The sequence below is a fragment of the Streptomyces sp. V2I9 genome, from assembly GCF_030817475.1.
In the GTDB taxonomy this organism is placed as follows: Bacteria; Actinomycetota; Actinomycetes; order Streptomycetales; family Streptomycetaceae; genus Streptomyces.
Genome location: NZ_JAUSZJ010000002.1, coordinates 524151 through 550279, shown reverse-complemented (window position 1 = coordinate 550279; position 26129 = coordinate 524151). Strand labels below are relative to the sequence as shown.

The 26129-nt window shown below is 68.9% G+C and carries 14 protein-coding genes and 3 pseudogenes; 9 read left to right on the top strand and 8 right to left on the bottom strand.

Translation table 11 applies throughout. From position 1 onward, the window contains the following. Nucleotides 1-112 precede the first annotated feature (112 nt). Entirely contained in the window at nt 113-550 is a 438-nt protein-coding gene (locus QFZ71_RS02465) for a DUF4442 domain-containing protein (protein WP_307671321.1), read from the top strand. Between the two features lie 88 nt (nt 551-638). Here the strand turns inward: QFZ71_RS02465 and QFZ71_RS02460 are convergent, their stop codons facing one another. Next, nucleotides 639-1169 (bottom strand): gamma carbonic anhydrase family protein, encoded by a 531-nt coding sequence (locus QFZ71_RS02460; RefSeq protein WP_307666595.1) that lies wholly within the window; start codon nt 1167-1169, stop codon nt 639-641. Nucleotides 1170-1301: 132 nt separating this feature from the next. Between QFZ71_RS02460 and QFZ71_RS02455 the strand changes: the two genes are divergently transcribed. After that, nucleotides 1302-2051, top strand: coding sequence for an acyltransferase (locus QFZ71_RS02455; protein ID WP_307666594.1), 750 nt, complete (start codon nt 1302-1304; stop codon nt 2049-2051). 291 nt (nt 2052-2342) lie between these two features. Next, nucleotides 2343-2915 carry a helix-turn-helix domain-containing protein gene (locus tag QFZ71_RS02450; protein WP_307666593.1) on the top strand — a complete coding sequence of 191 codons (573 nt, stop codon included), beginning with the start codon at nt 2343-2345 and terminating at the stop codon, nt 2913-2915. A gap of 75 nt (nt 2916-2990) precedes the next feature. Here QFZ71_RS02450 and QFZ71_RS02445 read toward each other — a convergent pair whose 3' ends face one another. Next, nucleotides 2991-3821, bottom strand: coding sequence for an aminoglycoside N(3)-acetyltransferase (locus tag QFZ71_RS02445; RefSeq protein WP_373465180.1), 831 nt, complete (start codon nt 3819-3821; stop codon nt 2991-2993). 439 nt (nt 3822-4260) lie between these two features. On the opposite strand from QFZ71_RS02445, the pseudogene QFZ71_RS02440 reads away from it, so the two are divergent. The 5 genes and pseudogenes from QFZ71_RS02440 to QFZ71_RS02420 form a co-directional block, all read left to right on the top strand. Beyond that, nucleotides 4261-5035 (top strand): annotated as a pseudogene (locus QFZ71_RS02440) (cell division protein FtsK); the annotation flags it as partial. Between the two features lie 36 nt (nt 5036-5071). Beyond that, on the top strand, nt 5072-5821 hold the full coding sequence (locus QFZ71_RS02435; protein ID WP_307666591.1) for a DUF2637 domain-containing protein: 750 nt from the start codon (nt 5072-5074) through the stop codon (nt 5819-5821). Between the two features lie 149 nt (nt 5822-5970). Continuing rightward, nucleotides 5971-7395 (top strand): replication initiator, encoded by a 1425-nt coding sequence (locus QFZ71_RS02430; RefSeq protein WP_307666590.1) that lies wholly within the window; start codon nt 5971-5973, stop codon nt 7393-7395. Between the two features lie 73 nt (nt 7396-7468). Then, nucleotides 7469-7618 carry a helix-turn-helix domain-containing protein gene (locus QFZ71_RS02425; protein ID WP_307671320.1) on the top strand — a complete coding sequence of 50 codons (150 nt, stop codon included), beginning with the start codon at nt 7469-7471 and terminating at the stop codon, nt 7616-7618. Continuing rightward, nucleotides 7618-8925 (top strand): annotated as a pseudogene (locus QFZ71_RS02420) (tyrosine-type recombinase/integrase). The gene QFZ71_RS02425 and the pseudogene QFZ71_RS02420 overlap by 1 nt, the downstream one beginning before the upstream one ends. 102 nt (nt 8926-9027) lie before the next feature. On the opposite strand, the gene QFZ71_RS02415 reads toward QFZ71_RS02420, so the two are convergent. The 6 genes and pseudogenes from QFZ71_RS02415 to QFZ71_RS02390 form a co-directional block, all read right to left on the bottom strand. After that, complete coding sequence (locus tag QFZ71_RS02415) at nt 9028-9471, bottom strand: hypothetical protein (protein WP_307666589.1); 444 nt, start codon at nt 9469-9471, stop codon at nt 9028-9030. Beyond that, nucleotides 9468-16229 (bottom strand): RHS repeat-associated core domain-containing protein, encoded by a 6762-nt coding sequence (locus tag QFZ71_RS02410; RefSeq protein ID WP_307666588.1) that lies wholly within the window; start codon nt 16227-16229, stop codon nt 9468-9470. The genes QFZ71_RS02415 and QFZ71_RS02410 overlap by 4 nt, the downstream gene beginning before the upstream one ends. Before the next feature lie 219 nt (nt 16230-16448). Further along, nucleotides 16449-19775 (bottom strand): LamG domain-containing protein, encoded by a 3327-nt coding sequence (locus QFZ71_RS02405; RefSeq protein WP_307666587.1) that lies wholly within the window; start codon nt 19773-19775, stop codon nt 16449-16451. A 340-nt stretch (nt 19776-20115) separates the two neighbouring features. Then, on the bottom strand, nt 20116-21555 hold the full coding sequence (locus QFZ71_RS02400; RefSeq protein WP_307666586.1) for a VCBS repeat-containing protein: 1440 nt from the start codon (nt 21553-21555) through the stop codon (nt 20116-20118). Nucleotides 21556-21895: 340 nt separating this feature from the next. Further along, the gene (locus tag QFZ71_RS02395) at nt 21896-23389 is read right to left on the bottom strand and encodes an FG-GAP repeat protein (RefSeq protein WP_307666585.1); all 1494 of its coding nucleotides are present in this window, start codon (nt 23387-23389) and stop codon (nt 21896-21898) included. A gap of 1449 nt (nt 23390-24838) precedes the next feature. Then, nucleotides 24839-25270: pseudogene (locus QFZ71_RS02390) on the bottom strand (CoA-binding protein); the annotation flags it as partial. A gap of 75 nt (nt 25271-25345) precedes the next feature. Here QFZ71_RS02390 and QFZ71_RS02385 point away from each other — a divergent pair. Continuing rightward, nucleotides 25346-25972, top strand: coding sequence for a YigZ family protein (locus tag QFZ71_RS02385; RefSeq protein ID WP_307666584.1), 627 nt, complete (start codon nt 25346-25348; stop codon nt 25970-25972). The last annotated feature ends 157 nt before the right edge of the window (nt 25973-26129 follow it).

Genomic DNA, 26129 nt, shown 5'->3' with positions numbered 1-26129 from the left:
CCATAGATGGAGCACGCGGTCACTTCTACGGCCGCCCTGTCCCAGAGCCGTCACAAGGGGATGGCCAAAGGGTCCTACTGGTGAGTAACATTCCGGCATGAGCGCTGAACAGATGACCGTGGGCGAGATGCTCGTCTCGACCGTTCCGATGGCCCGGACCCTCAACCTCGAATTCCTGGAGACCAGCCCGGAGCGGGCCGTCGTCCGGCTGCCCGACCAGGCGGATTACCACAACCACCTCGGCGGACCGCACGCCGGAGCGATGTTCACGCTCGCCGAGTCCGCCAGCGGCGCGATCGTCATCGCGGCCTTCGGCGACCAGATGTCGCGCGCCGTGCCGCTCGCCGTGAAGGCGGAGATCGGCTACAAGAAGCTCGCCAAGGGCGAGGTCACGGCCACCGCGACCCTCGGCCGTCCCATCGCCGACGTCGTCGCCGAGCTGGACGCCGGACAGCGGCCGGAATTTCCCGTCGTCATCGAGATCCAGCGCGCCGACGGCGCGGTCACCGGTGAGATGACCGTCGTGTGGACCCTGCGTCCCCACAGCTGACCGACCACCGGACGCGAACGCACCGGGCCGCCGCACCTCCCCGCCTCGGGAGGTGCGGCGGCCCGGTGCGTACGGCGGGGCGCGGGCCTCAGCCTCCGTGCGCCTCGCGGTGGGCCTTGGCCAGCTCCACGTACCCGGCCGCGTTGAAGCGGATGCTCTCCAGCTCCTGCGGGGTCAGCGGCCGCTTCACCTTCGCGGGCACACCGGCGACGAGGGAGCCCGGCGGCACCCGCATCCCCTGCGGTACGAGGGCCTGCGCCGCGACCAGCGAACCCGCGCCGATGTGCGCGCCGTTGAGCACCGTGGCGCCCATGCCGACCAGGACGTCGTCCTCGATCACGCAGCCGTGCAGCACCGCGTTGTGGCCGACCGAGACCCGCGCGCCCACGGTCAGCGGGAAGCCGGGGTCGGTGTGCACGCTGCAGTTGTCCTGGACATTGCTGTCGGGGCCGATCGAGATGGGGCCGCAGTCGGCGCGGAGCACCGCCTGGTACCAGACGCTGGAGCCCGCCGCGAGCGTCACCTCGCCGATCACCACGGAGGTCGGGGCCGTGAACGCGTCCGCGTCGATGTCGGGCTCCTTGCCGCCCATGCCCGTGATCAACGCCTGCTCCGCCATCGCCTGCTCCTTCGCGCCGGTGTGGTGCCGTCCCACACGGTAGGGGACGGCACCCGGCGGCCGCCGGGGGTGGGGTGAACATCACAGGTCGCCGCGCCGAGCGCCCGCCGCACCGCCGACTACCGTGAGCCCGTGCCGAAGAACCGAAACACGTTCTCCTTCCTCGCCCGTCTCCCGCGCCGCGCCGCCTCCCGCGCGGTCCACCGCGGCTGGACCTGGGCGCAGCGGGCGGGCGCGGTCACTGCCGAGCACCCCGGTCGGCTCCGGTTCCGCGCGATCGGACCGGGCACCCGGCTCGCCTTTCCGCAGGGGACCGTGTTCGGGGAGCCGTGGATCGAACTGGGCGCGCACTGCGTCATCGGTGAGCAGGTCACGCTCACCGCCGGAATGATGCCGGACCTGGACCTGGGCCCCGACACCGTCCTCACCCTGGGGGACGGCGTGGTGCTGGGGCGCGGCAGCCACGTGATCGCGGACACGACGGTGACGATCGGCTCGGACACGTACTGCGGCCCGTACGTCTACATCACCTCGACGAACCACAGTTACGACGACCCGCACGAGCCCGTGGGCAAGCAGTGGCCCCGGATGGAGCCGGTGTCGATCGGCCCCGGCTGCTGGATCGGGACCGGCGCGGTGATCCTGCCCGGCGCCCGCCTCGGCCGGAACGTGGTGGTCGCGGCGGGCGCGGTCGTCCGGGGCGAGGTCCCCGACCACGCGGTGGTCGCCGGGGCGCCCGCCCGCGTCGTGCGCAGCTGGGACCCGGAGAAGGGGTGGCAGCCGCCCCTGCGGACGCCCGCACCCGTGCCGATCCCCGAAGGCGTCACCCCCGAGCAGCTGCTCGCCCTGGGCGAACCGGACCGGGCGCGGGACACGCCGTGACGCGGAGGACGCCGGCGGGCCGGGCGGTGGCGGACCGGCCGGCGGGACGACCACCCGCAGGCCGGGGAGCGCCTGGCCGGGGGAGGAAGCGCCAGGTCGGGGAGCGCCAGGTCGGGGAGCGCCTGGCCGGGGGAGCGCCGGGACGGGGAGTGCACCGTACGGCCGTGCAATATTCTTGACCCCGGCACGCACCGTACGCGACCCGGCCACGCACGGCCGGCCGCCCGCGTTCCGCCACCCGCGCCTCGCGCTACGCCATCCGCACTCCGCCATCCACCGCAGGGACGGTACGTGTCCGACCTCGACCAGCTCACCCAGTCGCTGGCCCGCAACCTCAAGCGCTGGCGCGGGGAACGCGGCTTCACGCTCGACGCCCTCGCGGCCCGCGCCGGGGTCAGCCGCGGGATGATCATCCAGATCGAGCAGGCGCGGACGAACCCGAGCGTCGTCACCACCGTGAAGCTCGCCGACGCCCTAGGCGTCAGCGTCACCACCCTCCTCGACCACGAGCAGGGCACCCAGGTCCGGCTGGTCCCGGAGAGCCAGGCCGTCCGCATGTGGTCCACCGAGGCGGGCAGTTTCACCACCCTGCTGGTCGGCGCGGAGGCCCGCGGCCCGCTCGAACTGTGGACCTGCCAGCTGGTGCCGGGGGAGGGCACCACCTCCGACGCGCACCCCGAGGGCACCGTCGAGCTCCTCCACGTGACCGAGGGCGAACTGACGCTCCTCGTCGACGGGCGCGCCCACCCCGTTCCCGCCGGGACCTCTGCCGCCTTCGAGGCGCACGTACCGCACGGCTACCGCAACGACGGCGGCGAACCGGCCGCGTTCACCATGACCGTCGCCATTCCGCCCGTCCGCTGAGCCGCGGCCGGCGCGGCGAGCCCGTTGCCCCCCGCGGTCTCTCCCCGGCACGCCCCCTCGCGCGGAGCCGTCCGCTCAGCCGTCGTCGCGTCGCCGCCGGTGCTCCGTGAGCCAGCGCGTGGCGTGGTCGACCGCAGCCCGCAGCCGCAGGAGCCTGCACTCCGCCGCGCCCACCCGCCCCCTCCGTACGTCGTCTTCGGCCGCGGCCTCCTCGAACGCCGCGCCCAGGGCCGCGAAGTCCCCGTCGTCCAGGGCGACGTCCTCGTACTCCCACCACCGGCGCACCCCGCGCGGCGCGACCACGCACCGGTACCTCCGGCGGGGCGGCTCCGGCATCCGGTACTCGCCCAGGTGGAACGCCGTACACGTGGCGTAGCCGGTGCCGAGCAGCAGGATCCGGGCATCCGCCTCGTACAGCCGGGCCAGTGGCGACCCCTCCCCGAGATGGCAGTCGGGGCGATGCCCGGCGAGCAGCCGTTCCGCTCCGGGGCCGAGCGCCGCGAACGAGGTCTGCGGATGCGCGCTGCGCCCGGCCCCCGCCGCGGTCCGTACGGCCTCGGCCAGCGCGCCCATGGACGGCGCGGGTGTCAGCGCGGGGTCGTACGGGGGCATCGAGGCGCGTACGGCCTCCACGGCCCCGGCGTCCAGCCCCCGGGTCCGGGCGCGGTAGTGCGGGGAGGTGTCGGAATTCTCCGGGGTGAAGGCGGGGACCACCAGCGTCCCCTCCGGCCCCACGGCCCCCCGCAGCGCCGCCAGCACACCCCGTGCGCCGTCCGTCATCGGCCCCACCGACCGCAGCGAGGCGTGCACCAGGAGCACGTCGCCGGGACGTACGCCCAGCGCGGTCAGCGCGGCCGTCGTCCGGGCCCGGTCGGTCACCTCGCGTACGTCGTCCACGGCGTGGATTCTGCCCACGCTCGGCAGCCCCGCACACCCGGACCGCCCGGCCGGGCCCGCGCTTCCTGTCCGCTCAGGCCGGTCCCGTGGTCGCTGCCGGACGGTTCAGGCGGGCCCGCCCAGCCGGGGGATCTCGATCGCGGGGCAGCGCGGGGATATGTCCCCATGAGTGATGAAGCTTGATCGCTCCCCAAGTGGGGGCATATACCCCAGAAGTGCTTCCGACGTGCGGAGATCGCGAGCGGCAGGGGCTGGGCCATATGGAGCGCGAAGATTCGGTGGCGCTCAAGGCGCTCGGTTTGGACGAGGAAGCGGTCCGGGACCAGGCATGGACAGTCTTCCGGTGGGCGATCCGTCGGTGCTCGCCGACGTCCATATTCGTCGCTCGCAGAAGAGGGAGAACCTCACCACTCTCCGGGCGCATCTCAAGGATGTCGTGCGGTGGGCTGACTTCACGCCGTCGGCGGCCGTGCAGATCGCGACGACGGACAGGGACGACGGACAGGAAGGTGTCGCGGGCCACGGAGGGCGACTAAGCCGACCTGGTCAAGCGGATGTTCGCGTTCTGCGGGGATGACCTGGATGAGGCGAACGCGCTGTTCAAGCGGCTGGTGGACCTGCGCAGGCGACGCTCGGCGACCATCCGGGACGTGCTGGGTGTGAAGAACATGTGGCACGTCGGTCCTTCTCCGGAGTGGCCGCTCACGGTTCTGATCATTGATGAGGCGCACACGTACTTCCGTGAGTACAAGGGCAGCGACCCGGCCACCAAGCGCCTGGCGGCGTTGACGGCGGAGAACGCCCGGCTGGTGGAGGACCTGGTCAAGAAGGGCCGTAGCGTCGGCATCCTGGTGATCCTGATCAGCCAGAAGACCACCGGCGATGCCATCCCCACGTTCATCCGCGACGTGTGCCCCATCGGTCTGTCCTTCGCGCAGAAGACCGTGGAGGCCGCGGTGGCCGCGCTGGGTGAGGACATCCGCAACTGGCCCGATGCTAGCCCGGTGACCTTGCAGGACCCCGCCTACGTCGGCGTCGCGGTGATGGCGATGCAGGGCCGTCCCGGCTACACCCGCATCCGCACCCCCTACGTCTCCGACACCGACGCCGCCCGCGTCGCCGAGGACACCTCGCACCTGACCGCCGACCCGGACCTGTGCCTGGACGCCCTCCTGCGCTCGACTGGCCGGACGGCAACGCCCGCGCCCTCGCTCACCAAATGATCCCGAACAACGCACGCCGGAAGGGAGGTTGAGATCATGGCGGAGGAACGGTTCACCCGGCGCACCGTGACCGTGGTCATGGCGGTCATCGCGGCCCTGGCCTTCGTCTTCTCCTTCGGCAACGTCTGGGCGCTCGCCCTGCGCCTCGGCGTCCCCCGTCCGATCGCCCCACTGATCGCGCCCATGGTGGATCTGTCCGTTGTCGGGCTCCTGGTCGCGCTGCGGTTCCTGGCCCTGCGCGGCGTCCCCAATGGCGAGTTGCGGGCCGGTACCCGGCTGCTGCACCTGTGCGGGCTGCTCACCCTCGCGCTGAACACCGCCGAACCGCTGCTGGCCGGACGCTACGGCCGGGCTTGCCTGGACACCGTCGCCCCGCTCCTGCTCCTCGGCTGGGGCCACGTCGGCCCCGCCTTCCTCGCCCAGTTCCACACCCCCACCCACCCCGTCCCGCAGCTGGAGGCCGTACCCACCACTGTCCCCAAGCCGGTGCCCGACGAGGCACCCGCCCCCGAATCGGCACCCCCGACTCTCATCCCGGACGTCGTTACCGCCCCGGCCGAGGAATCGCAGCCCGCCCCGGCTCCGGCCGCGGCTCTGCCCGTCACCGTCGCGAAGACGGCTCGACCCGCCTCTGGCCCGGCCCTGCCGACTGCCCTGCTGGACGCGGCCCGGCGCATCGCGGATACCCACCGCACCGAGCACGAAGCGCCGATCACAGCAGCCCAGTTGGGGACTCGCATGGGCGTCGCCCTGCCGGTGGCCACCGCCGCCCTCGCTCAGCTCTGAGCCCGGCCCTCACCAGCGGCACCCCCTCGCTCAGCCCCACGCCCGTCCATGGGCCTGGTTCGTCATGCCCCAAGCAGCACCAACACACCTCCGCACCTGGCTGGTTGCTGCTCGGGGCCGCCCACCCGAACTGAAGGGACACGCCCCGAATGGTCACCCTGGACCTGCGCCACGTGGCAAGCCCCGCCGTACGGGACCTGCTTCAGCTAGTCAACCAACCCGACTTCGACCGGACACGGCAGCAGATCGAACGCCTCGGCGGCTGCACCGAACCCGTCCGCCTGAACGGCCACACCACCACCCTCAACACGACGACCGGGGAGGTGCTGCGCTCCTACAGCTCCGCCGAGGAGCCCACGGGCAGTCTGCTCACCCCGTGCGGCAATCGCCGCTCCTCGCGCTGCCCGGCCTGCTCCCGCCTCTACGCCGCCGACACCTACCACCTCATCCGCGCCGGCCTCTCCGGCGGCAAGACTGTCCCCGACACCGTCCGCACCCACCCCCGCGTCTTCGCCACCCTCACCGCACCCTCCTTCGGCCCCGTCCACAACCGCCCCGACGCACGGCCCTGCCGCTGCGGCACCCGCCACGACTCAACGGATCCGCTGCTCGGTACGCCGCTCAATCCGGCGACGTACGACTACACGGGCGCAGTCCTCTTCAACGCCCACGCCTCCGCCCTGTGGGCCCGCTTCACCACCTACCTGCGCTGCGAGCTCGCCGCCCGGCTCGGCCTCACCCAGAAGGCCGCCCGCGCCGTACTGCGGGTGTCCTTCGCCAAGGTCGCCGAGTACCAGAAGCGCGGCCTGGTCCACTTCCACACCGTGATCCGACTCGACGGCCCCGACGGCAGCACCCAGTCCCCGCCCCCGTACGCCACCGTCGCCGTGCTCACGGACGCCATCCGCGCCGCCGCGCCACGCGCCCGCATCTCCGTCGACTCCGACGCGGTCGGGGAACGCGAACTTGGCTGGGGCCAGCAGCTCGACGTGCGCGAGATCGCCGCCTTCGGCACCGACACCGAATTCAGCGATCAGGCCGTGGCCGCCTACGTGGCGAAGTACGCCACCAAGTCCGCCGACGCCTCCGGCACCCTCGACCGCGCCCTGTTCTGCCACCCCTGCCAGGGACGCGGCGCCACCCTCCTGCCCCACGGGACCCCGCTTCCGTGCAGCGCGTGCGACGGCACCGGGCAGGCCCGGCCGTTGCCCCGCCTCGTCGTCGCCCGGCACGTCCGGCAGATGATCCGCACCTGCTGGGAGCTGGGCCGCCTGCCGGAGTTCGCCGATCTCAAGCTCTGGAAGTGGGCGCACATGCTCGGCTTCCGGGGTCACTTCTCCACCAAGTCCCGTTCCTGCTCCGTCACGCTCGGCGCGCTGCGCGACGCCCGCCGCGCCTGGCGTACCGAACAGGCCCGCGCCGGCCTTCCCGAACCCGACCCGACGACCACTCTCGTCATCGGCCACTGGGACTACCTCGGCTCGGGCTACAGCCCCGGCGCGAACCTCCTCGCCGCCGCTGTATGGCACCGCAGGGAACTGGACCGGCAGTTCACGGCCGAAGGGGGCTGCTGATGGCCTCGCCCCGCCCGCCGTCCTCCACGCGGATGCGGGCCGGGCTCCGGAGTTGCTGACGGTTCCCCAGGTCATGGCCCGCCTCCAGCTCGGCCGCTCCGCCGTCTACGACCTTCTCCGCACCGGCCAGCTCGCCTCGATCACCCTCGGCCGCTCCCGTCGCATCCCCACCCACGCCCTCACCGACTTCATCCACGCTCGCCTCGAACAGGAAGCCGCCTGATGACCACGCCCCGCGACACCCCCGTCTCCCGCCGTACCCGAGCCAACGGAGACGGCACGATCTACCAGCGCAAGGGCGGCCGTTGGGAGGCCGCCGGATACGTCCTCGCGCCGGGCAATACCCGTCGCCGCGTCCGCGTCTACGGCACCACCCGGAAGGAGGCCTTGGCCAAGCTCACCGAGAAGATCGCCGCCAGCAACCGCGGCCTCCCCGTGCCCTCCGAGCAGGGCAGCCTCGCCGCGTACCTGACGTACTGGCTGGAGAACGTCGCCGTCCACCACCTCCGCGAGAACACCCACACCCGCTACACCACCTGCGTCAACCGATACCTGATCCCCGGCCTCGGCAAGAGGAAGCTCACCAAGCTCACCGCCAAGGACGTCCGCACCTGGCTCAACCAGCTGCGTGCCACATGCCAGTGCTGCGCGCGCGGCCTCGACGCGGGCCGTGATGAGCCCCGCTGCTGCGCCGCCGGCCAGTGCTGCCACAAGCTGCTCTCCCCGCTGACGCTCACCTACATCCATTCCGTACTCAAGTCTGCTTTGGAGCACGCCGTCCGCGAAGAGGAGATCCCGCGCAACGTCGCCCGCAACGTCCGTACCGGCACCCCACGGCCCCGCCGCTTCGAACCCCTCACCGCCAGCGAAGCCCGCCAGTTCCTTGCCGCCGCGGAAGGTCACCGGTTGCACGCGCTGTTCGAACTCGCCCTCCACACCGGACTCCGCAAGGGCGAACTCCTCGGCCTGCGCTGGGAAGACCTCGACCTCGACGCGGGCACCGCCGCAATCCGCCGCACCCTTCAGCGCACCAGCACAGGCGGGCTCACCACGCTTCCCACCAAGACCCGGGCCTCCGAACGCCGCATCGCCCTCCCCGCCCGCTGAGCCCATTCGCTGAAGCTTCACCACGAGCAGCAGCAGCGCGAGCGTGAGGCCGCGGGCACCACGTGGCAGCGCGACGGGCAGGTGTTCACCACCGCGCAGGGCCGACCGATCGACCCGACCAACCTCACCCGCGCCTTCACCACGCTCCTCCGCACGGCCGGCCTCCGCCGCATCCGCTTCCACGACCTCCGGCACTCCACCGCGACCCTGCTCCTGGAACAGGGCGTCGAACTCGTCGTGATCAAGGAACTCCTCGGCCACGCCCACATCGGCGTCACCGCCACCGTCTACGCCCACGTCCGACTGCGCCTCCAGCAAAATGCCATCGACAGCCTCAGCATCGTCCTCGGCAGCCCGGAGAGCACCGAGAAGGCCGACTGTGACGGCGATGAACCGCCACCCTGCACCGCGCTCGTCCGCTGACGTTGCCGTGAGCTACTGCCGTCACCCCACGCAGAAGCCCCGCCAGGACACACCTGGCGGGGCCTCAAGTTTGCCTCAGCGACTACTGATGTTCGCCGCCTTCTATCCCGTCTCGCCTCTATAGCGCGCTCGGAGTCTTGCCGCGAGAACAGATGCCCCTTCGGTGTCGGCGTCGATCTCCACCGTCCACCAAGTACTGTCGCTCGCAGTTAGAACCAAGGGGAATCCTGCGAAATCGCCCGCAGTGAATCGTTCCGGATCAAGCAGGCGATGCTCTCCTGCTGCTACGAGCAGCAGATCGAAGCACTGGCGGACACCGGTCGCGAATTCCCGAACCTGAGCCCACGACATGACATACCCCTGCGACGAGGAAGCTATCTTCTGGCGGATTTCCGCATATTCCAGACCGGTCACCCCCTGCACAATCCCGTCGAAGTCGAGCACAGACCATACCCAGTTGTTGTCCGGGACCAGGGAAAGCAGGCTGTCGAGACCGACTATTCCGCCTTCAGCGTCATGCATCCGGAATTCCAGAAGTTCGCTCATTGGTCACCCCAATCCAATGGTTCCGCGCCACCGCGGCTTCGGGTGCCGCCGGTTGCGTTTTCATTCCAGGGATGCTGATGCGGATTGTCATGGTTCTGCGGCCTCCCGTGATCAGTAAAGTCGACATCCCGGACGGGTTTTCCGTCTGCATCGAACTCTCGGGCCTGAGCGTACGGGGGATTGCGCCTACTTCCCTTCACCCCAAGTTGCGTGTGCGGATAACCGGCGGCCGCCGGATCAGGAGCTGGCTCACCAGTCCGGGGGTCCCTCGGAAGCTCTCGGTCGGGAAAGCCCCGAGGTGTATTGCAATTGTGAACGAGTACCGGCGTTGCCCCCGCCAGCACATAGTACGTGTGGATGTCGGTGAGAGTCAGGTCGTGGGTGCGCTGGCGTTTGTCGAAGGCGCGGGTCGCTTCGAGGGTGACGGTGGTGCCGTCGGGGGTGCGGAGGGTCATGCCGGGCTTGAGGTCACCGGCGTTGATCCAGTCGTTCTCCGAGACGGACCAGAAGGGGTGCGTCGTGGTGGAGATCAGGGAAGCGGTGTCCTTGCCCTTCCCTGTTGCGATGGTGAGGTCGACGAAGTGCTTGTCGTCCTCGGTGACGATGGTGCCGGCGACTTCGCGGACCGTCGTTCTGCCGGTCTCGGGGTCGGTGACGACGAGCTTGTCGCCGAGTTCGACGTCCTCGATGGGTTTGGTCGTGCCATCGGCGCCGAGGACTTTGGTGCCGGGCAGGAAGCTGTGCTTCTTGCCGATGGAGCAGCTGCCCCCGGAGGGTTCGCTCGATTTGCTCTTGCTGACCGCCGCTTTGGCTTTGGCTTCGGCTGATGCCAGTGCGTCCTTGGCCTTGCCGAGGCTCTTGGACGACTTGTACATGTCCAGGGCGCCGCCGACCAGGTCGTCGACCAGGCCGATGACTCTCTTGACGAGTTTGGCGCCCTTGGCCCAGTCCCAGGGGGCTCCGTATTTGGCGAGGATCTTGCCGGCTATGCCGCCGGCGAAGCTGCCGGCGATGTTGAGGACGGTCTCCCCGCAGGAGCCGAGGTCACCGGTGGCGAGGCAGTCCAGCGCGGCATCGACGCCGAGGATGTCGCGGACGATCTTGACGAGTTCCTTGCCTGCCTGGATCGTGCGCTTCTTGGCGGAGGCGTACTGTCGTTCGGCTTGGTAGACCTCTCCCTGGGCTCTGTTGACCGCCGCGTGCTCCGGGGTGGGCGGGGGGCCGGACCCGCACTTGCTCCACCCGCCCTGGCAGAATCGCTCCCCGTCCAAGGGCGCTCGCATCAGACCGCTGGGGTCCGACAGGGTGACGGGGCTGTTGTCGGCGTAGGCGTAGCCGTTGATCTGCTGGGGGCTGGTGTAGTCGATGAGCGGGTCGGCCGAGATGAACTTGCCGAGCTGCGGATCGTACTCCCGGGCGCCGAGGTGGGTCAGGCCGGTGGAGGCGTCCTGGGTACCGCCGACGAATCCCTTGTCGCCGGGCCAGGTGCCGGTGGCCTTGCCGCGTTCGACGCCGTAGGGGTCGAAGCGGCGCTGGGCGACTGCGCCGGTGGCGGAGTCGATGCTGAGTTCACCGGTGCCGTGGTGATCGGCGGCCAGGAAGGACAGTTTGTTGTCGCTGGTGCGCACGGCGATGGTCTGGCCGGCGAAGGAGTAGTAGCGGGTGGCCTTGACCGTGGTGGTGCCGGTGGCCATGGAGAGCTCCATGCCGGGCAGGTAGACGGTGGTGGCCTTGGGGTCCTTGCGGACCACGCGGTTGCCGCCGGAGTCGTAGAGGAAGGTGGTTTCCCCTGAGGTGTCCTTGATCTTGGTGGGCTTGCCGGTGGCGTCCCACTCGATGGTCTGGGCGTTGCCGCCGATGGTGCGTTGGGTGGTGTTGCCGGAGTCGTCGTACTCGTACGTCGACTGGCGGTCGCCGGTCGGGGTCTTCTCGATGACCTTGGTCACCTGGTGCGGGCCGTCGCCGAGAGCGCCGGCTCCGCCGTAGGTGTAGGTGCGGGTGACGTTCTTGGAGGCGTCCAGGGAGGTGTCGTGGATCGTCTCGGAGGTGCGGTTACCGATCGAGTCGACCGTGTAGGACTTCCAGTACGGGGCCGGGCCGCCCAGTGCGCTCGTGCCGGGGGCGGCGTCGCAGGCCTGAGGCCTGGAGCCTCCTTCATCGGCGCCGACCGTGCCGCTGCCCGCCGCGTCCGTCGTGGTGGAGAACGGTGCCCAGGCCTCCTTCAGGCGTTGTCCGCTGTCGTAGGCGAAGCACTGCACATCCGGTGTCGTGGTGCTCGCGGTGTCCGAGATCGACAGGATGTTGCCGGCCTGGTCGTAGGAGTAGCCGGATCGCTTGACGGGGGTGGTGTTGCCCAGGACGTCGACCGTGGCGGTCTTGAGGCGGTCGGTGCCCTTCTCGTACTCGAAGGTCTGCGTGATCTTCTTGCCCGAGCCACCGTAGAGCTCCAGCTGTTGCAGGTGACTCTTGTTGGAGTAGACGGTGTTGGTGACGTACGGGGTGGTACCCGTCATCGTGGTCGGGCGCTGCAATGCGTCGTAGTCGTAGGTCAGCGCTTCCGCCGGGAGGCCGCCGGCGGCGGGCAGGCCGGTACCGCGGGCGGTACCGTCACGGTTGTAGCTGCTGGTGAAGATGTAGTTCCCGGCCAGGGCGCCCTGGGAGGCCGGTACCGCGTACGCGGTCTTGAGCGGGCGGTAGAACTCGTCCATCGTCTGGGTGACGGTGGCGAAGTACTCGGTGGGGGAGATGTAGCGCAGCGACGCGTAGGCCTGGCCGAGCCAGCCCGCCTTGTCGTAGCGGGTCTCGGTCAGTTTGGTGCCCGTCTCGGGCGCGCCCTCCCAGGTGGTCACCGGGCGGCTGAGGCCGTCGTAGACCGTGGACGTCCGCTTGTTCCGGGCGTCGTAGGCGGTGATGGGGCGGTCGAGTTCGTCGTACTCGGTGAGTGAGGTGCCCGAGTCGGGGTCGATCGACTTGGTCTTCCGGCCGAGCTGGTCGTACTCGTAGCGCCAGACGTTGTTCTTGTCGTCGGTGACGGTCTGCAGCTGGCCGGTAGGGGTGTAGGTGTATTTCGTCTCGTCGTGGCCGAGCAGCATGTCGGGCCGGTCTCCGTGGTAGTGCCACAGGGCGGTGGTGTGTCCCTGGGCGTCGGAGACGGATGTGGTGGCGATGCCGCCGGTGGGCGGGTCGGTATGGGTCTTCTCACCGTCGTAGACGGTCTTGGAGCGCCACTTCTCGAAACCGGAGACCGCGAAGATCTCGGCGGTGGGGCGGCCCAGGCCGTCGTACTCGTACAGGGTCTGGGCGCCGACCTCACCGTCGTGGACGATCAGGAGTTCGCTGCCGGGGCCGCCGGCGGCGTTGTAGGTGGCGTTGGTCTTCTTGACCTTGCCCGCGCCGTCGTACCAGGAGTCGGCGACCATGCGGGTGCCGTTGGGGCCCTCGGTCTGGATCTGGCGGCCACGCAGGAGGCCGTCGAAGAGCTGGTACTCGGTGCCGTAGGAACCGTCGATCTCGACCTTCTCGGTCTTGATCGTGACCGGCTTGTCGCGACGGACGTCGTAGGAGTACTTGATGCTGGGGGTCTGGGCCGTGGTCCGGTCCGGCAGCCAGACGGAGGTGAGGCGGCCGAGTGCGTCGTAGGCGAGGTCCGTGCGCTTGCCGTTGGGGTCGGTCTGGCCCGCCGACAGGCCCCAGGCCGGAGCGTAGTCGGTGGTCGAGACGTGGCCCAGTGCGTTGGTGAACTTGGTGCTGGAGAGAAGGCCGTTGACGTCCGTGTAGTCGGTCGTGGTCTTGGTCTCGGTGCCGATCTGTTTGGCGTCCTGCTGCCAGCTGACACGGCCGAACGCGTCGTAGCCGGTCTTGCCGGTCGCCTGATAGGTGGCGGTGGTGCCGTCGTGTTTGGTGAGGCGTTCGGTGGTGGTGGCGTCGCCCTTGGTGGGTGCGACGTTGTATCCCCCTCCGTCGTAGAAGGTGCGCTCGTCGGCGAGGATCTGCGTCTTGCGGTCGACGGAGGCCGCCGAGCAGAGGACCGAGAGGGATTCGCTGCGCCGAGGCAGGGACAGGATGTTCTTGTCGGTGTTGTCCGCGTACCAGGTGCGCGTGCAGGTGTCGTCGTCGGCCTTGGCCACGTCACCGAGGTCCTCCACCTCCGTGACGCGTCCGGTGCGGGTGGCGGTGTCGTAGGTGGTGGTCGACTTGGTCACTCGCCAGGAGCCGTCGGACAGCAGGCTGAAGCCGCGGTTGATCCGGGGCTTGACGATGGACGCGTAGGTGGTTCCCCAGCTGCGGGTCTGAGTGGCGGTGTAGTGCTTCCAGGGGTGGCTGATGGTCCGGGCGACGGCCTTGGAGCCGTCGTAGACGACGGCTTCGAGCTGGTGTCCGGTGTACTCCTTGGAGTCGGTGAATTCCGTCCCGGTGGAGTCCTTCACCTTCACCACGCGGGCGGTGCCGGAGGAGTCCTTGTCCCCGTCCATACCCTGCAGGTAGGTGTAGTCGACGCGAGTGGTCTGCTTGTCCGCGGTGCCGCTGGTGACTCTGACCTTGTCGTAGCCCTGCCAACTGCCCCAGGTGAGGTACTTGTCCTCGGTGATGCCGTCCGGCTCGGCCTTCCGCCAGGCGGCATTGCCCGTGTAGTCGTAGCGGGTGACGAGCTTGTCGCTGCCGCCGGTGCGGTCGGTCTCGATGACCTCGGCGACGACGTACTTGTGGAACCAGTCAGTGATCGGTTCCAGGTAGCCGGGTGGCGCCCACTTGACCGGGTAGCAACGCTTGGTCGACTCGCCGGGCTTGGGCAGCACGTCCTTGGAACAGTTGGTCGCGGCGTAGTTGATGTCCAGCTGGGCGCCGGTCTCGGTCAGCACCGCACCGAGACGGTAGCGGTAGAACGGGGAGATGTTGTCGCCGATCGCGTCCACCCGGTTGGCGAACTGCTCGCCGTACAGGTCCAGGGAGGGCAGCTTGGTGGCGGTGCCGACCCGACCCTCGTGATCGATCTTGGAGAGCCACAGGGTCTTGGAGTCGTCACCGTTGTCGGTGAACAGGTGAGTGAACGTCCAGGCGTCCACGTCCTGGTAGGTCGTGGCGTCCTTGCGCATCTGGGTGGTGACGCCGGTCAGGCGCTTGGTCGTCCAGAAGGACTGGCCGACGGTGCACTTGGTCCCCGCCTTGCATTCCTGGTCGACCGGGACGTCGGGCCAGTGAGCGGCGTTCGCCTTGGTGCGCTTGGACTCCGCGCAGTCGAAGTCCGAGGTCGGCAGGCAGCGCTCGGCGGTGGTGAAGGTGATACGGGCCGGTGCCTTGGCGGCGTAGACCTGGCCGTCGCGCAGTCCGTAGTCGACCCGCTTGAGGTAGCCGCCACGGTGGTAGGCGGTGCCGTTGACGTCGGTCTTGCCGTTCAGCGCGTAGTGGTTGGTCTCACGCTCGTAGAAGTAGGACATCACATTGCCGTGCGTGTCCTTGACATAGTCCAGGCTCCAGCGCCAGGCCTGCTGGCAGTGGGCGCTGGTGAAGGTGGCGTTGTAGCAGGGCTCGCCGGAGTCGTCGCCGAAGACCGGGACGGTCCAGGCGGAGTTGGTCTCCTCGTTGCCCGCCGCCCAGCCGGGAAGCCGGTTCCGCCCGAAGTGGTACTCCGTCCCCTCACTGGTGGTGACACGCCAGTGCTCGCCGTTGTCGTCACCGTTGGTGGCGCCGGTGAGCTTCTCGACCTTGGAGCCGTCGTCGTTGGACAGCTGCCACTTCCCCGTCGTGTCGTCCTTGACGATCTCCGCGGAACTGCCATTGAGCAGGATGGTGGCGTTGTCGAACGCCCAACACTGTTCACCCGAGCCGGTGTGCCCGTCGTCGGAGCAGGGCTTGTAGCGGCGCTCGATGTAGCCGGGGTCGTAGGAGAAGCCCTCGCCGACCCACGAACCCTGATTGTTGGTCGCCGAGGTGCGGCCGTCGGCCGACTGGGAGGAGTACCCGAGGCCCACAGTGGGCGCCAGACCGCCAGGGGTCGGCACCGCGCGTACAGGGTAGTTCCAGGAGAAGCCCCCCGAAGAGGGGGCGATGGACCAGCTGGCGGACGGGGAGAGGGCTGTCGCCTTGTACGTGCCCTGGGCCGAGGACGGGCCGGACGCGACAGCGAGCAGGGCGGGGGCGTCTGCGGCCATCGTGGAAGCGCCGGCGTCGGCGGGGGCCGCGGTGACGTCGGCCGACAGGGTACCGGCCACGATGTTGTTCTCGGCGGGCAGCACCTTGGGCTGCTGCGGGCACGCCTTGCTGCCGGGGGTGGCCACGGCCGCGCATCCGGGAAGCTCGACCAGACGCAGGCGGGCCCCGTAGTTGCCGCCGAAACCCTCGGCGAAGGAGGAGTAGTCCACCTTCAGGCGGATCTTGGCGGCCTTGTCGGCGTCATCCGCACGCTCCACCTGGAGCAGGGCGCCGGCGCCCAGTGCGCTGGCGCGTTCGGCGTCGAGCACGTCGACGGCGACCCTCGACGGGGCATCGTCCGTTTTCGCGCCGGTCTTCTTGACGACCGCCGTCGCGGAGAGGGGAAGTGTGCCTGCCTTCACCGCGGTGGGAGATTTCGCGCCCGCTTCGCCCACCACGATCTCGGCGCGCCCCTGCTTGGGCCAGGTGGCGGGATCGAGCCTCGTGACCGCGGCTTGGCGGGCCGCGTCCTTGGGCCGCTTCTTGACCTTGCCCTTCGTCCCCTCGACGGGGTCACCCATGTCCTGGACGCCGGGCCGGGAGGACCCCTTGTCGTCGGCGAAGGCCACCTGCTGCACGGTCGACGCCGATAGCGCCAGGGCCAGTCCGAGCGCCGTTGGCGCCCATGATGTGTCTTGGTATGCGGCGGTTGAGCAACCGCCCACGGAACGGCATCGGGAACTCCACAGGTGAAGGGGCGCTGGGCAGCACGAGGCAGCGGCGCGAGACGAGAAGAAGGTTTGAAGACCGGCCCCCTCGACGGCGAGGGGGCCGGCAGCACGGAGCTGTTACATGTCGGGTACGGAGATGAGTTCGGCCATCTGCCGGACCGCGATGGGGTCGGTCGCACCGTCGTAGGCACGCACCTCGTCGATCGCGCCGGCGAAGTACTCCGTCTCATTCGAGAAGATTGAACGGCCTACCTGGAGACCGCTCGTCGTGGTCCACAGCGTGTTCTCGACGCCACGGGCGGAGGAGGCCAGCTGGCCTTCCACGTAGAGACGGATCTCGTTGGCGAAGGCGTCGTAGACGACTGCCAGGTGCTGGCCGGCACCCTCAGGACTGGGCAGCGCCTGGTTGTCGTTGAAGATCTTGACGACTGGGCCTGCTGTATCTGTCTGAGCCACAGCAAGCGTCCACATGGCGGGAGTGTCCGCGTCCACCGCAGGCTGGTAGCGCACGTTGACACGATTGGTGTTACGCCCGGGGATCGAGAACACGGTCTGTGCTTTCTGCGGGTCGAGCGAGGTCAACTGGGCGCGTGCGCTCAGAGTGAAGCTCCCACCTCCGCTGACCGGAGCTGTCGCCGTGGACGCGTAGTCCCCGGTTCCGTCCAGTACCAGGTTCCCGTCGCCGACCAGGGCCGCGGTGTCGAACAGCGGATCCGCGGGCCGGTAGATCGAGGCGTCGCCCGCGAGGGTCAGTGCCTGGCCGCCACCCGTTTCCGCAGTAGTCGTACCGTTCGCCGCGTCCAGCTGCCAGTACCCCTTCCGCTCCGGCTTGACCGTCATGAGCTCCGCCACCTGCGTCTGGGGAAGCACCCGGTCGAATACCCGCACCTCGGCGAGATCACCGACGAAGTTGTCGCGGTAGCCGCTCTTCGCGGTCGACCGGCCGATCTGGAGCGGCCCGTAGGAACGCCACATCGAGCGGCGCAGCGCCGTTCCCTTGGAGTCCTTGTTGAGATACAGCCGCAGTTCGCTCTTCTGCGCGTCGTACACGCCCGTCAGGAGTATCCACTGGTCCTTGACCGGCGTGACCCCGGTGGAGACCGCCTTCCAGGAACCGAGGGAGTCGATGTCATTCACCGGCACCGAGAAGGCCCACGTTCCTGCGGTCGCGTCATAGCCCAGTGTGAAACCAGGCTCTCCCGTACCGTCCTGGCTGACCACCGTCATGTCGCGGTCGAGGGAGGTGGGACGGACCCACGCGCTGACACTGAAGCTCTTGGACGTGTCCAGCACCGTGTCACCGGCGTCGAGGTACGCGCCCGGGGTCCCGTCGAAGGCCGCTGCCGCGTCCACCTTGCCAGCCGGCCCCCTGACACCGAACGTGACCCCGTCCCCCTTGTCGGCGGAGAACGTCTCCCGCTCGTCGTGGGCGGAGGAACTGGCGGCCGCATCAGCGAGATTCCACTGCGCCACGACAGGTTTGCCCTCGGTGACCAGGAACTCGTAACGCGCCAGGGTGCTCGGGTTCTCCACCTTGTCGACCGCGACCACGTCCACCCAGTTACGTCCGGCCCGTGTCGGCGTGAACGTCACGGACGCGGGGCCGCCGGCTGCGGATGCCGTGACCGTGGTGGCCGGCGAAGCATCGCTGTTGAAGCCGTAGCGGTACTTCACGACATCGGTGTCGGGAGTGGAGTCGTTGAGGTTCGGCGAGAACGTGAACGTGCCCGAGGTACCGACACCGTCCTGCCACACCGTGTTCGAGGGGTACTCCTTGGACAGCACGTTCGGCTTGCCCGGCTTCGTGGCGTCGTACATGAACTCGCACCGTTGCGGCGCCCCGTCGGTACTCCAGGGGCCCCAGCCGTCACCGTCGTAGGCCCGCACGCTCCAGTAGATGACCGTGTTCTGCGGGATCGATGTCTTCACCTGATGGGTGAACCGGGTTTCCGAGATCGGTGCCTGGTAGGGAGTGTCGTAGGTGTACGACGTCTCGGCCGAGCTACCGGCCGGTGTCCAAGCCACCTTGAACTGGACCTTCACCTTGTCGGTGTGGCCGTTGCCGTGATCAGGGTCGGAGGCGACGGCACTCAGCACAGGAGGCTTCTCGGCATAAGGGCGGCCACTGCCCCACTTGCACGAGCCACCGGGGTCGGAGGACATCTTGGCCGTCGAGATCTGCCTGGGAAGCGTGTTGTAGCTGATCTCGAGGAAAGCGTTCCCGCAGATGCGCTTCCACTCGGCGAACCGCGACTCGTCAGCGGCCCGCAGGCCCAGAGTCATCGACGACCATCCGCCGTCCGCAGCCGTCTGGACCTCGCTGGTCAGCTCACCGGTCGCGCCGCTCTCGAAGCGCAGGTTGGCGTCGCTGGAGCAAGAGGTCGGAGAGATGGCCTTGTCCACGGTCTGGAGGTAGTCGGTCCAGTCGTCCTTGGTGTTCGACCAGTCGCTCCCGGAAGTGATGGTGTGGTCCTTGCCGCCGATCCGATAGAGCTGGATCGGCTCCGCGGTGGGGGAGGCGCTGTAGATGTGCGCCACCCGGGCCGCGAACGTCGCACCCAGGATCTGCTTCCCCTTGTAGAACGACATCTGCATGGTGAACAACAGCCGGCGCACGCCGACCCCGTTGCACGAGACAGGGTTGTAGTCGGTGGGGCACTTGCCGACACCCGCGTCACCGGAGTACTTCCAGTCCTGCTCACTCGGCATACCGGACATCACTCCGGTCCACGCTGCGCGCGACGTGGTGCGCTGGAGCGGGTCGATCACGACCGGGAAGACGGTGGACTCGTCCGCCAGCAGTTCCTGGTCAGGGATGAGGGTCAGCTTGTCCCGAGACACCTCGATGCCCAGCTCGGCCGACCGGCCACCTCCGCCGGCCCCGTCCAGAGCGGGTTCCGGCAATTCGGCGAGGTCGTCGGCCGCAGCGGCCAGTGCCTTGGCGACCGCCTGAGGGCCCTGGGCCTTCTTCGCCGCCTCCGTCACCGCCGCCGAGTCCCACATGACGGGCTTTCCCGCCTCGAAGACAGTGCCGCCGACGGCCGCGTCCTCTGCCTTGAGCGCTCCGGAAGCATCCTCCCCGACCGTCAGCCCCTGGGCCTTGAGCCCCATAGCGACCTCGTCCAGCCGGGGATCGGCGGCAGCCTCCGGGGTCTTCACCACCAGCAGATGACCGAACCCGTCGGCCTCGGCCCGAACCACCAGGTCGACCCCCGCGATCGCATCCACGTAGGTGGCGCTGTCACCCTCGATCCTCGGTGCGGGCAGATCACCGTAGGGCCAGGTGAGGGACAGCTGACGTCCCGCCCGGTCCATCGTCACGAACGGCTTGCCGGTTCCACCCGCCGAGAACGACAGGTTCACCGTGGCTGCCTTCGGCCCCCAACTGCCGTCGGCGCGCCGGACGAGATTCTCGTCGATCTCGACCCACTTGCCGTTCCGCACGGTCCGGATCGGATCGGTGTACTCACGTGCGACAAACGTCCCGTCCGGTTGAGCGAAGATCTCACGCCGCTCGGAGCGCAGACCTGTGATCTCGACGTCTTTCCCACTCTCCTCGGCTGCCGCGAGCGCCTGTCCCTCAGTCGTAGCCAGTTCACCGGCTGCCACCGGAGCGATGTCCGGGCTCCGTTCCGCCTCGGATGCCTGTGTCCCCGTGAGCACCCCCGCCAGCACAGCGGCGGCAATCGCGCTGCTGAGGACTGCCCCCGAGCGTCTTCTGCGTACGGTCATTCGTTCGTTACCCACCCTGTCGTTCATCTTCCGCTCATCTCCCGCCGGCCGTTCAGCGCACTGCCGCGCCGAAGGCCACCCCACCAGCGGGCAAGCCGCCCTCTCCGGGCTTGAATGTCTGTGTGGGCGCACCGCCGGTGGCGACGTTCCACGAGAATCCGTGAACCGCCTGCCCCGCGGCAGGCCCGTAGGGCACTCCCACGTAGAGCGCTGCCGAGCTCGCTCCCAGGCTGAGACCGGCGTACATCCTCGGACCGACCTCCGCGCCGATCCCGTACCCCGGATCGATCCAGCGATCGGATGCTCCGACCGCACCTACCAGCGGGAAAATCTGCACCCCACCCTTTTCCAGGTGCTCCTTGCTCGATTCCTCGCCGGGAGAAGCGACTGCCAGCCGTGTCGTGGTGGCCGAACTCGTCGTGGAGGGTGAGCTGTTCACTGCCACCAGTTGCTGGCCGAAGAAATCACCCGGTTCGGCCGCTTCTTCGGTGTCCACGGAGTCCTGGTCGATCCACGAGGTCTGGGTGAATGTTCCCGCTGCGGTGATGCGGAAGACCGCGACTCCTCCCGCGTCCTCCGTGGTGACCAGGTCCTCGCCCGGGACTCCGACCGCGAGCAGCGATTCCGTGGTGGAGGTGGCGCCGACGGGACGGTAGGGGACCATGGCCAGCGCGGTGCCGAAACCGTCACCTGCCTCCTCGACCCCACTGATCGCGTCCTGGTCCTGTCCCAGCCCGAGCAACGGCTTCGGAGAACCGGAGACGAGCGTATGACTAAAAACAGCGGTGCCGCCGGCGAAGGCATTCGTTCCCAGGGCCTCGCCGGGTGAGCCCACGGCGAAGTGAGTGGGGGTACCCGCCAGCGAGGAACCGAACCGGTCGTCCTGCTCATTCGTGCCCGACACAGCTCCGGCCGTATCGGTGTCCTGGTGGACTATCACAGCGGTCTGTGCGGTGCCGTGGACATAGAACATGGCGCCGCAGTCCACCACCGTGCCGATGTCCTCGCCAGGAACTCCGATGATCAGGTACGGGGAACCGGTCGCGGTCTTGCCTGCCGCGAGTGAATAGCCCGTCCAGTCGTCCTTCTCGATCCCACTTCCCAGCGGCTTGCCGGTGCCCTGCAAGAACTCCTTGGCCGCCGGGCCGGTGCCGAGCCCGGTCGTCGCTCCGTGGACGACCTGTACCAGCCCGGCGTCGAGGAAGGTCCCCGCCACCGGAGAGGTGACAGTAAGGTCCTCGTACGGAATGCCGATCACGAGGTCACTGCAACCGTCCAGGTTGGCGTCGTAGACCGCCAGTGAGAACCCGAAGCGGTCTCCCGTCTCGGGTGCTCCAGGGACGCCCGCGGAGTCCTGATCGAGGCGCAGGGTGCCTTTGCCTCCGCCGTACACAACCTGTACCGCGCCTGCCTTGGCCTTTCCCGAAACCGTAGCTTCGGGATCGGAGATGGCAACGTCCCGGACACCGTCCCCGTTGAAGTCGTTCTCCACGCCGGAGGGGCACACCACCGCCGCAGTTGCTACGGATGTCAACGACGGGGCCGAGGTGACGGCGAATGCCGCGCTCAGGACTACCGAGGCTGCCACCGCCCTGGCCCATCTCTGTCCCCGTGAGCGGCTCGCTCTGTCTCGACGGCTCTCGCCGTCGGCGAAAGAATTCGGTCTCGCCCGCCTGTACCGCATCTTGTTTTCCTCACCCTGTCACTCGATATTCCTTGACCACCGGACCTGACCGGACACTCAGCGGATCACTGCGCCGAGAGCGCCGTCGCCCACCGGGATCCCGTCCGTGCCGGGCTTCCAGCTCTGAGCTGGTGACATCCCTTCGGCCTCACCTCACGAGAACCGTGTACGGCCCGCACCGACCCGCGGCCGTACGGCGTGCCGACGTAGAGGAGAGTCGACTCGTTCCGAGGCTCAGGCCCGTGTACGTGCGCGCCGCAGGCTCACCTGCACCAGGGCCGATCCATACGTCGGAAGCTCCAGGAGCACCGATCATGGGCAGGTTGTGCACACCGCCCTGTTCAGAGAACTCCCCCATGTCCTCACCAGGCACCCCGACGGCGAGGTGCACCGTGGCACTGGTGCTGACCACATCGGTGGTCGTGTCCGCTGCGGCGAGTCGCTGTCCGGACAGTTCCCCCGCCTCAGGGCTTCCGCCGACATCAGGGGTGTTCTGGTCGATCCAGTTCACCAGCGAGACGGTTCCGGCTGCGGTGATGTGGAAGACGTGGACGGCACTCGCGTCGACAGTGGTCGACAGGTCCTCTCCTGGTACACCCACGGCGAGGAGCGAATCGGTGATGGCGGCCGCCCCTGCGGGACGACACGGCGCCATGGCCAAGGCTGTTGCGTAATGATCGTCAGTCTGCGCGGCCGTGTCCGGGTCCGGCGTGCGTGACTGGCCCATGCCGAAGAGGGGCCTGGGGATGTCGTCGGTGTTGATCGGTGGTGCGAACGCCCGCAGACCACCGGTTCCTGCGACGGTTCCCCTGCTCTCCCTCGGCGCCCCGACGGCGATGTGCCGGTCGGTAGCAGCGGCCGAGGAGCCGAACCGGTCGTACCGTTCTGCTTCCTCCCGGACCCCGACGCTGTCCTGGCTGACAGCGGTGCCCTTGAAGTCGGTTCCGTAGATGTAGCCGAGAGTTCCCGCATCGGGGACGGTGCCGATGTCCTCGCCCGGGATTCCGATGACAAGAAAGGGGTTCCCTGTGATGGACTTGCCTGCTGTCACCGCATAACCGAACCAGTCCTCCTGCTCAGGAGTACCTCCGATGGGATAGGCCGAGCCCTGCAGGAAGCCCTTGCTCGCCTTGTCCCGACCCACTGCCTCCGTCGAACCGAAGATCACCTGAACGTAACCGGCGTCCCGTTCCGGGCCCACGTCCTCGTACGGTGTACCGATCGCGAGATCTGCACACCCGTCGAGGTCGGCGTCGTAGACCGCCAGCGACGTGCCGAAACGGTCACCGGCCTCCGCGCCGTCGGCAACGTCGGGGCTCTCCTGGGATATCTCTACGGCTCCCTTGCCGCCCCCCAGCACGATCCGCATCAGGCCGGCACGCTTCTTGCCCGCGACCGTGGCTTCGGGGGCGGCTGTCGCGACATCCCGGATGCCGTCCCCGTTGAAGACGCTCGCTCCTCCCGCGCAGGCCGCTGCGGCTTGCGCGGGAGCTGCGTACGGCCTGCCATGGGCAAGTGCGAACACCGCCAACAGACCGGCCTTCTTTGCTATGGCGACTCGCCGTGAATGCCCATGCGCGCCCGTCCCCGCGTGGTCACCGTTGTCCGGTTCCTTCGGGACACCACCGTCATGCCTGGTCACGACATCACCAGGTTTACGCACGCCAAAGCGCACCCCCCCCGCCACCCCACCCCTAGGAGCCAGCTCCCGCTGGCGCAACCACCTTGTGCAGCCGCGAACTTAACCTTGGAAAATGTGACCATGTCAAGGATTTTGCGTGGCGATCGCGAAACGAATCGGAATTGCTGCCCAGGCTCGTCCTCCTATCGTCCGATTTTCCCGAACTCGCCTCCCTTTGCCTCGCGATCGGCATATCTCGACGAGTTAGCGATTAGTGAAAGCAAAGCATGATTTCGAGGTGTGTCACTCGCGTCAGGGGCGCGGCGAGGCTTTCGGCGGGACGGCGGGGGGCTCTCGCGTCGAGGGTGTGCGTTGTTGTCTCGCTGGAGTCCGATCGCTTCGCACCCGACCGAAATGGCGAGGTGCGCAAAGGGGTACGGGTGCACGGAGCGGCGGGAGCGGCTGTCTGTCTGAGGGCTGGAGGCGCTGACCGGTCATGGCGAGGGCGGAGGTGGGGGGCCCTCCGGTGATGTCGCCCTGCCTGGACGGGCGTGCGTCGCACTTTGAGGTCGCGAATGAAACTTTGTCCGTACGGTCGGGTGAGCCCGGCAGGCGGCGGCCGCCTCGTGAAGGGTGACCTTCTCGCAGGTGGCGGGGTGCTGCACGTCCCACCTGCGAAAGCTCGAAGAGTGCGCCCAATCGACACGTTCCCCGCTGCTGGATCGACTTCGGTGCCATGTACGGGTCATCTGGTGGAGGCGGCCATCTGTACCGAGACGGCAGTGAGCACTTTTCAACCTGCGTGAGGGGCGGGCTGGTCAGCTAGGCCGGCAACGTGGCGAAGTCTCTGGTGGGTGGGTTGTCGACCAGGAGAGCCGTATCCACCCGAGGCTTCGCATGCTTGTCTGCACATCGGGCGTCGACGTGTCCGGGATCGACTGGCGAGGGGGCAAGGGAACGGCCGCGGTGGACTGAGCCCCGGTCGGCGAGCCAGGTTGTCGAATTCGTCGAAGATCCCATCGTCATCAGGGCGGTCCGCGACTTCAACGCCGGCGCTGAGCAGTCGAAGGATGGCGCACCCACGACTGTGGTGCCGCCCGCTGGGCCTCGGTGCCCGACAACAGCGGGATCTTCGTCCCAGGACGGCTCACACCCGACTGGCGCCGGATCTCGGACTCGGGCCACGAGTCGGTGACTTACGGTTACATGCCGTAGGGCCTGGTCAGAGGCCGAGAGGATGACCACCTCTGCCCCCGCCCGGCGCGCCAAGCGGTACGTGAAACGTTTCGGCCGCGCACCCCGCCAAGATGTCAAGAGGTTCCCGGCCATCGCCCGTCACGCCGGCGCGCGGTACACCCGGCCCGGTGACCTGGGCCTGGACCCGATGCGCGGATCGGCGCCACGCTCGTCGAGGCCGTCCATCCGGGCCGCCCGTACCGAATTGAGCGCTCTGCCGAGTCTGTCCTGACGTAGGGACTCAAGTTCGATCGCGGGGCACCGGTCCATGATCATGTCCAGCCCCGCCGCACGGGTCCGCGCGAAGGCGTCCGGGTCCACGACGCCGAGCTGGAACCAGACCGCCTTCGCGCCCACCGCCACAGCCTCGTCCGCGATGGCGCCGGCCAGCTCGCTGTTGACGAACACGTCCACGACGTCGACCGGGAACGGGATGTCGGCGAGCGAGGCGTATCCCCGCTCCCCGTGCACCGTCTCCGCCTTGGGGTGCACGGGGACGACCCGCTTGCCGAACCGCTGAAGGACCTCCGCCACGCCGAAGGCCGCCCGTGAGCGGTTGCCGGACAGGCCGACCACCGCCCAGGTGTCGCCCGTGTCCTGGAGAATGCGCCTGATCGTCGCGGGGTCCGCGTACCCGCCGTTCGCGTACGTGCTCTCTGCGTCCATGCCGGGACAACCGGCGGGCCCGGCCCGAGCATTCCCGCCGGGGCCCGTCCGCGCGGCGGCGCATAGGGTGGGCGGATGCAGGAGCAGTACCGGACCGTCGCCCGCGCGGGTGTGCACGAGAGCGAGATCAACCGATCCCGCTTCCTCTGCTCCCTCGCCCCCGCCGCCACCGAGGAGGAGGCGCAGGACTTCGTCGCCCGCGTCCGCAAGGAGCACCCGACCGCCACCCACAACTGCTACGCGTACGTGATCGGCGCCGACGCCTCCGTACAGAAGGCGAGCGACGACGGCGAACCCGGCGGCACCGCGGGCGTTCCGATGCTCCAGATGCTGATGCGGCGGGAGGTGCGGTACGTCGCGACGGTCGTCACCCGTTACTACGGCGGGGTCAAGCTCGGCGCCGGCGGACTGATCCGGGCGTACGGGGGTGTGGTCGGCGAAGCCCTCGATGCCCTCGGGACCCTCACCCGGCAGCGGTTCCGGCTCGCCACGGTCCGGATCGACCACCAGCGCGCCGGGAAGCTGGAGAACGACCTGCGGGCCACCGGGAGGGACGTCCGCGAGGTCCGGTACGCCGAGGCGGTCACCATCGAGATCGGGCTGCCGGACGCCGACGTCGAGGCGTTCACCGGCTGGCTGGCCGACGCCACCGCCGGGTCGGCCACCCTGGAACTGGGCGGCGAGGCGTACGGCGACGTGTGACCGCCACCGCGCCACCGTGAGGCGGGCGCACCCCCTCCCGCAGCCGTACGTCACGGTGCCGAAGCCGGTGGTGAGGGCAATCCCACGCACGCCGGAATCATGATCGATGCGGGTTCGGCGGCCCCGCGGCGTTAGCGTGGTCGCTGCCGGGCGGCAT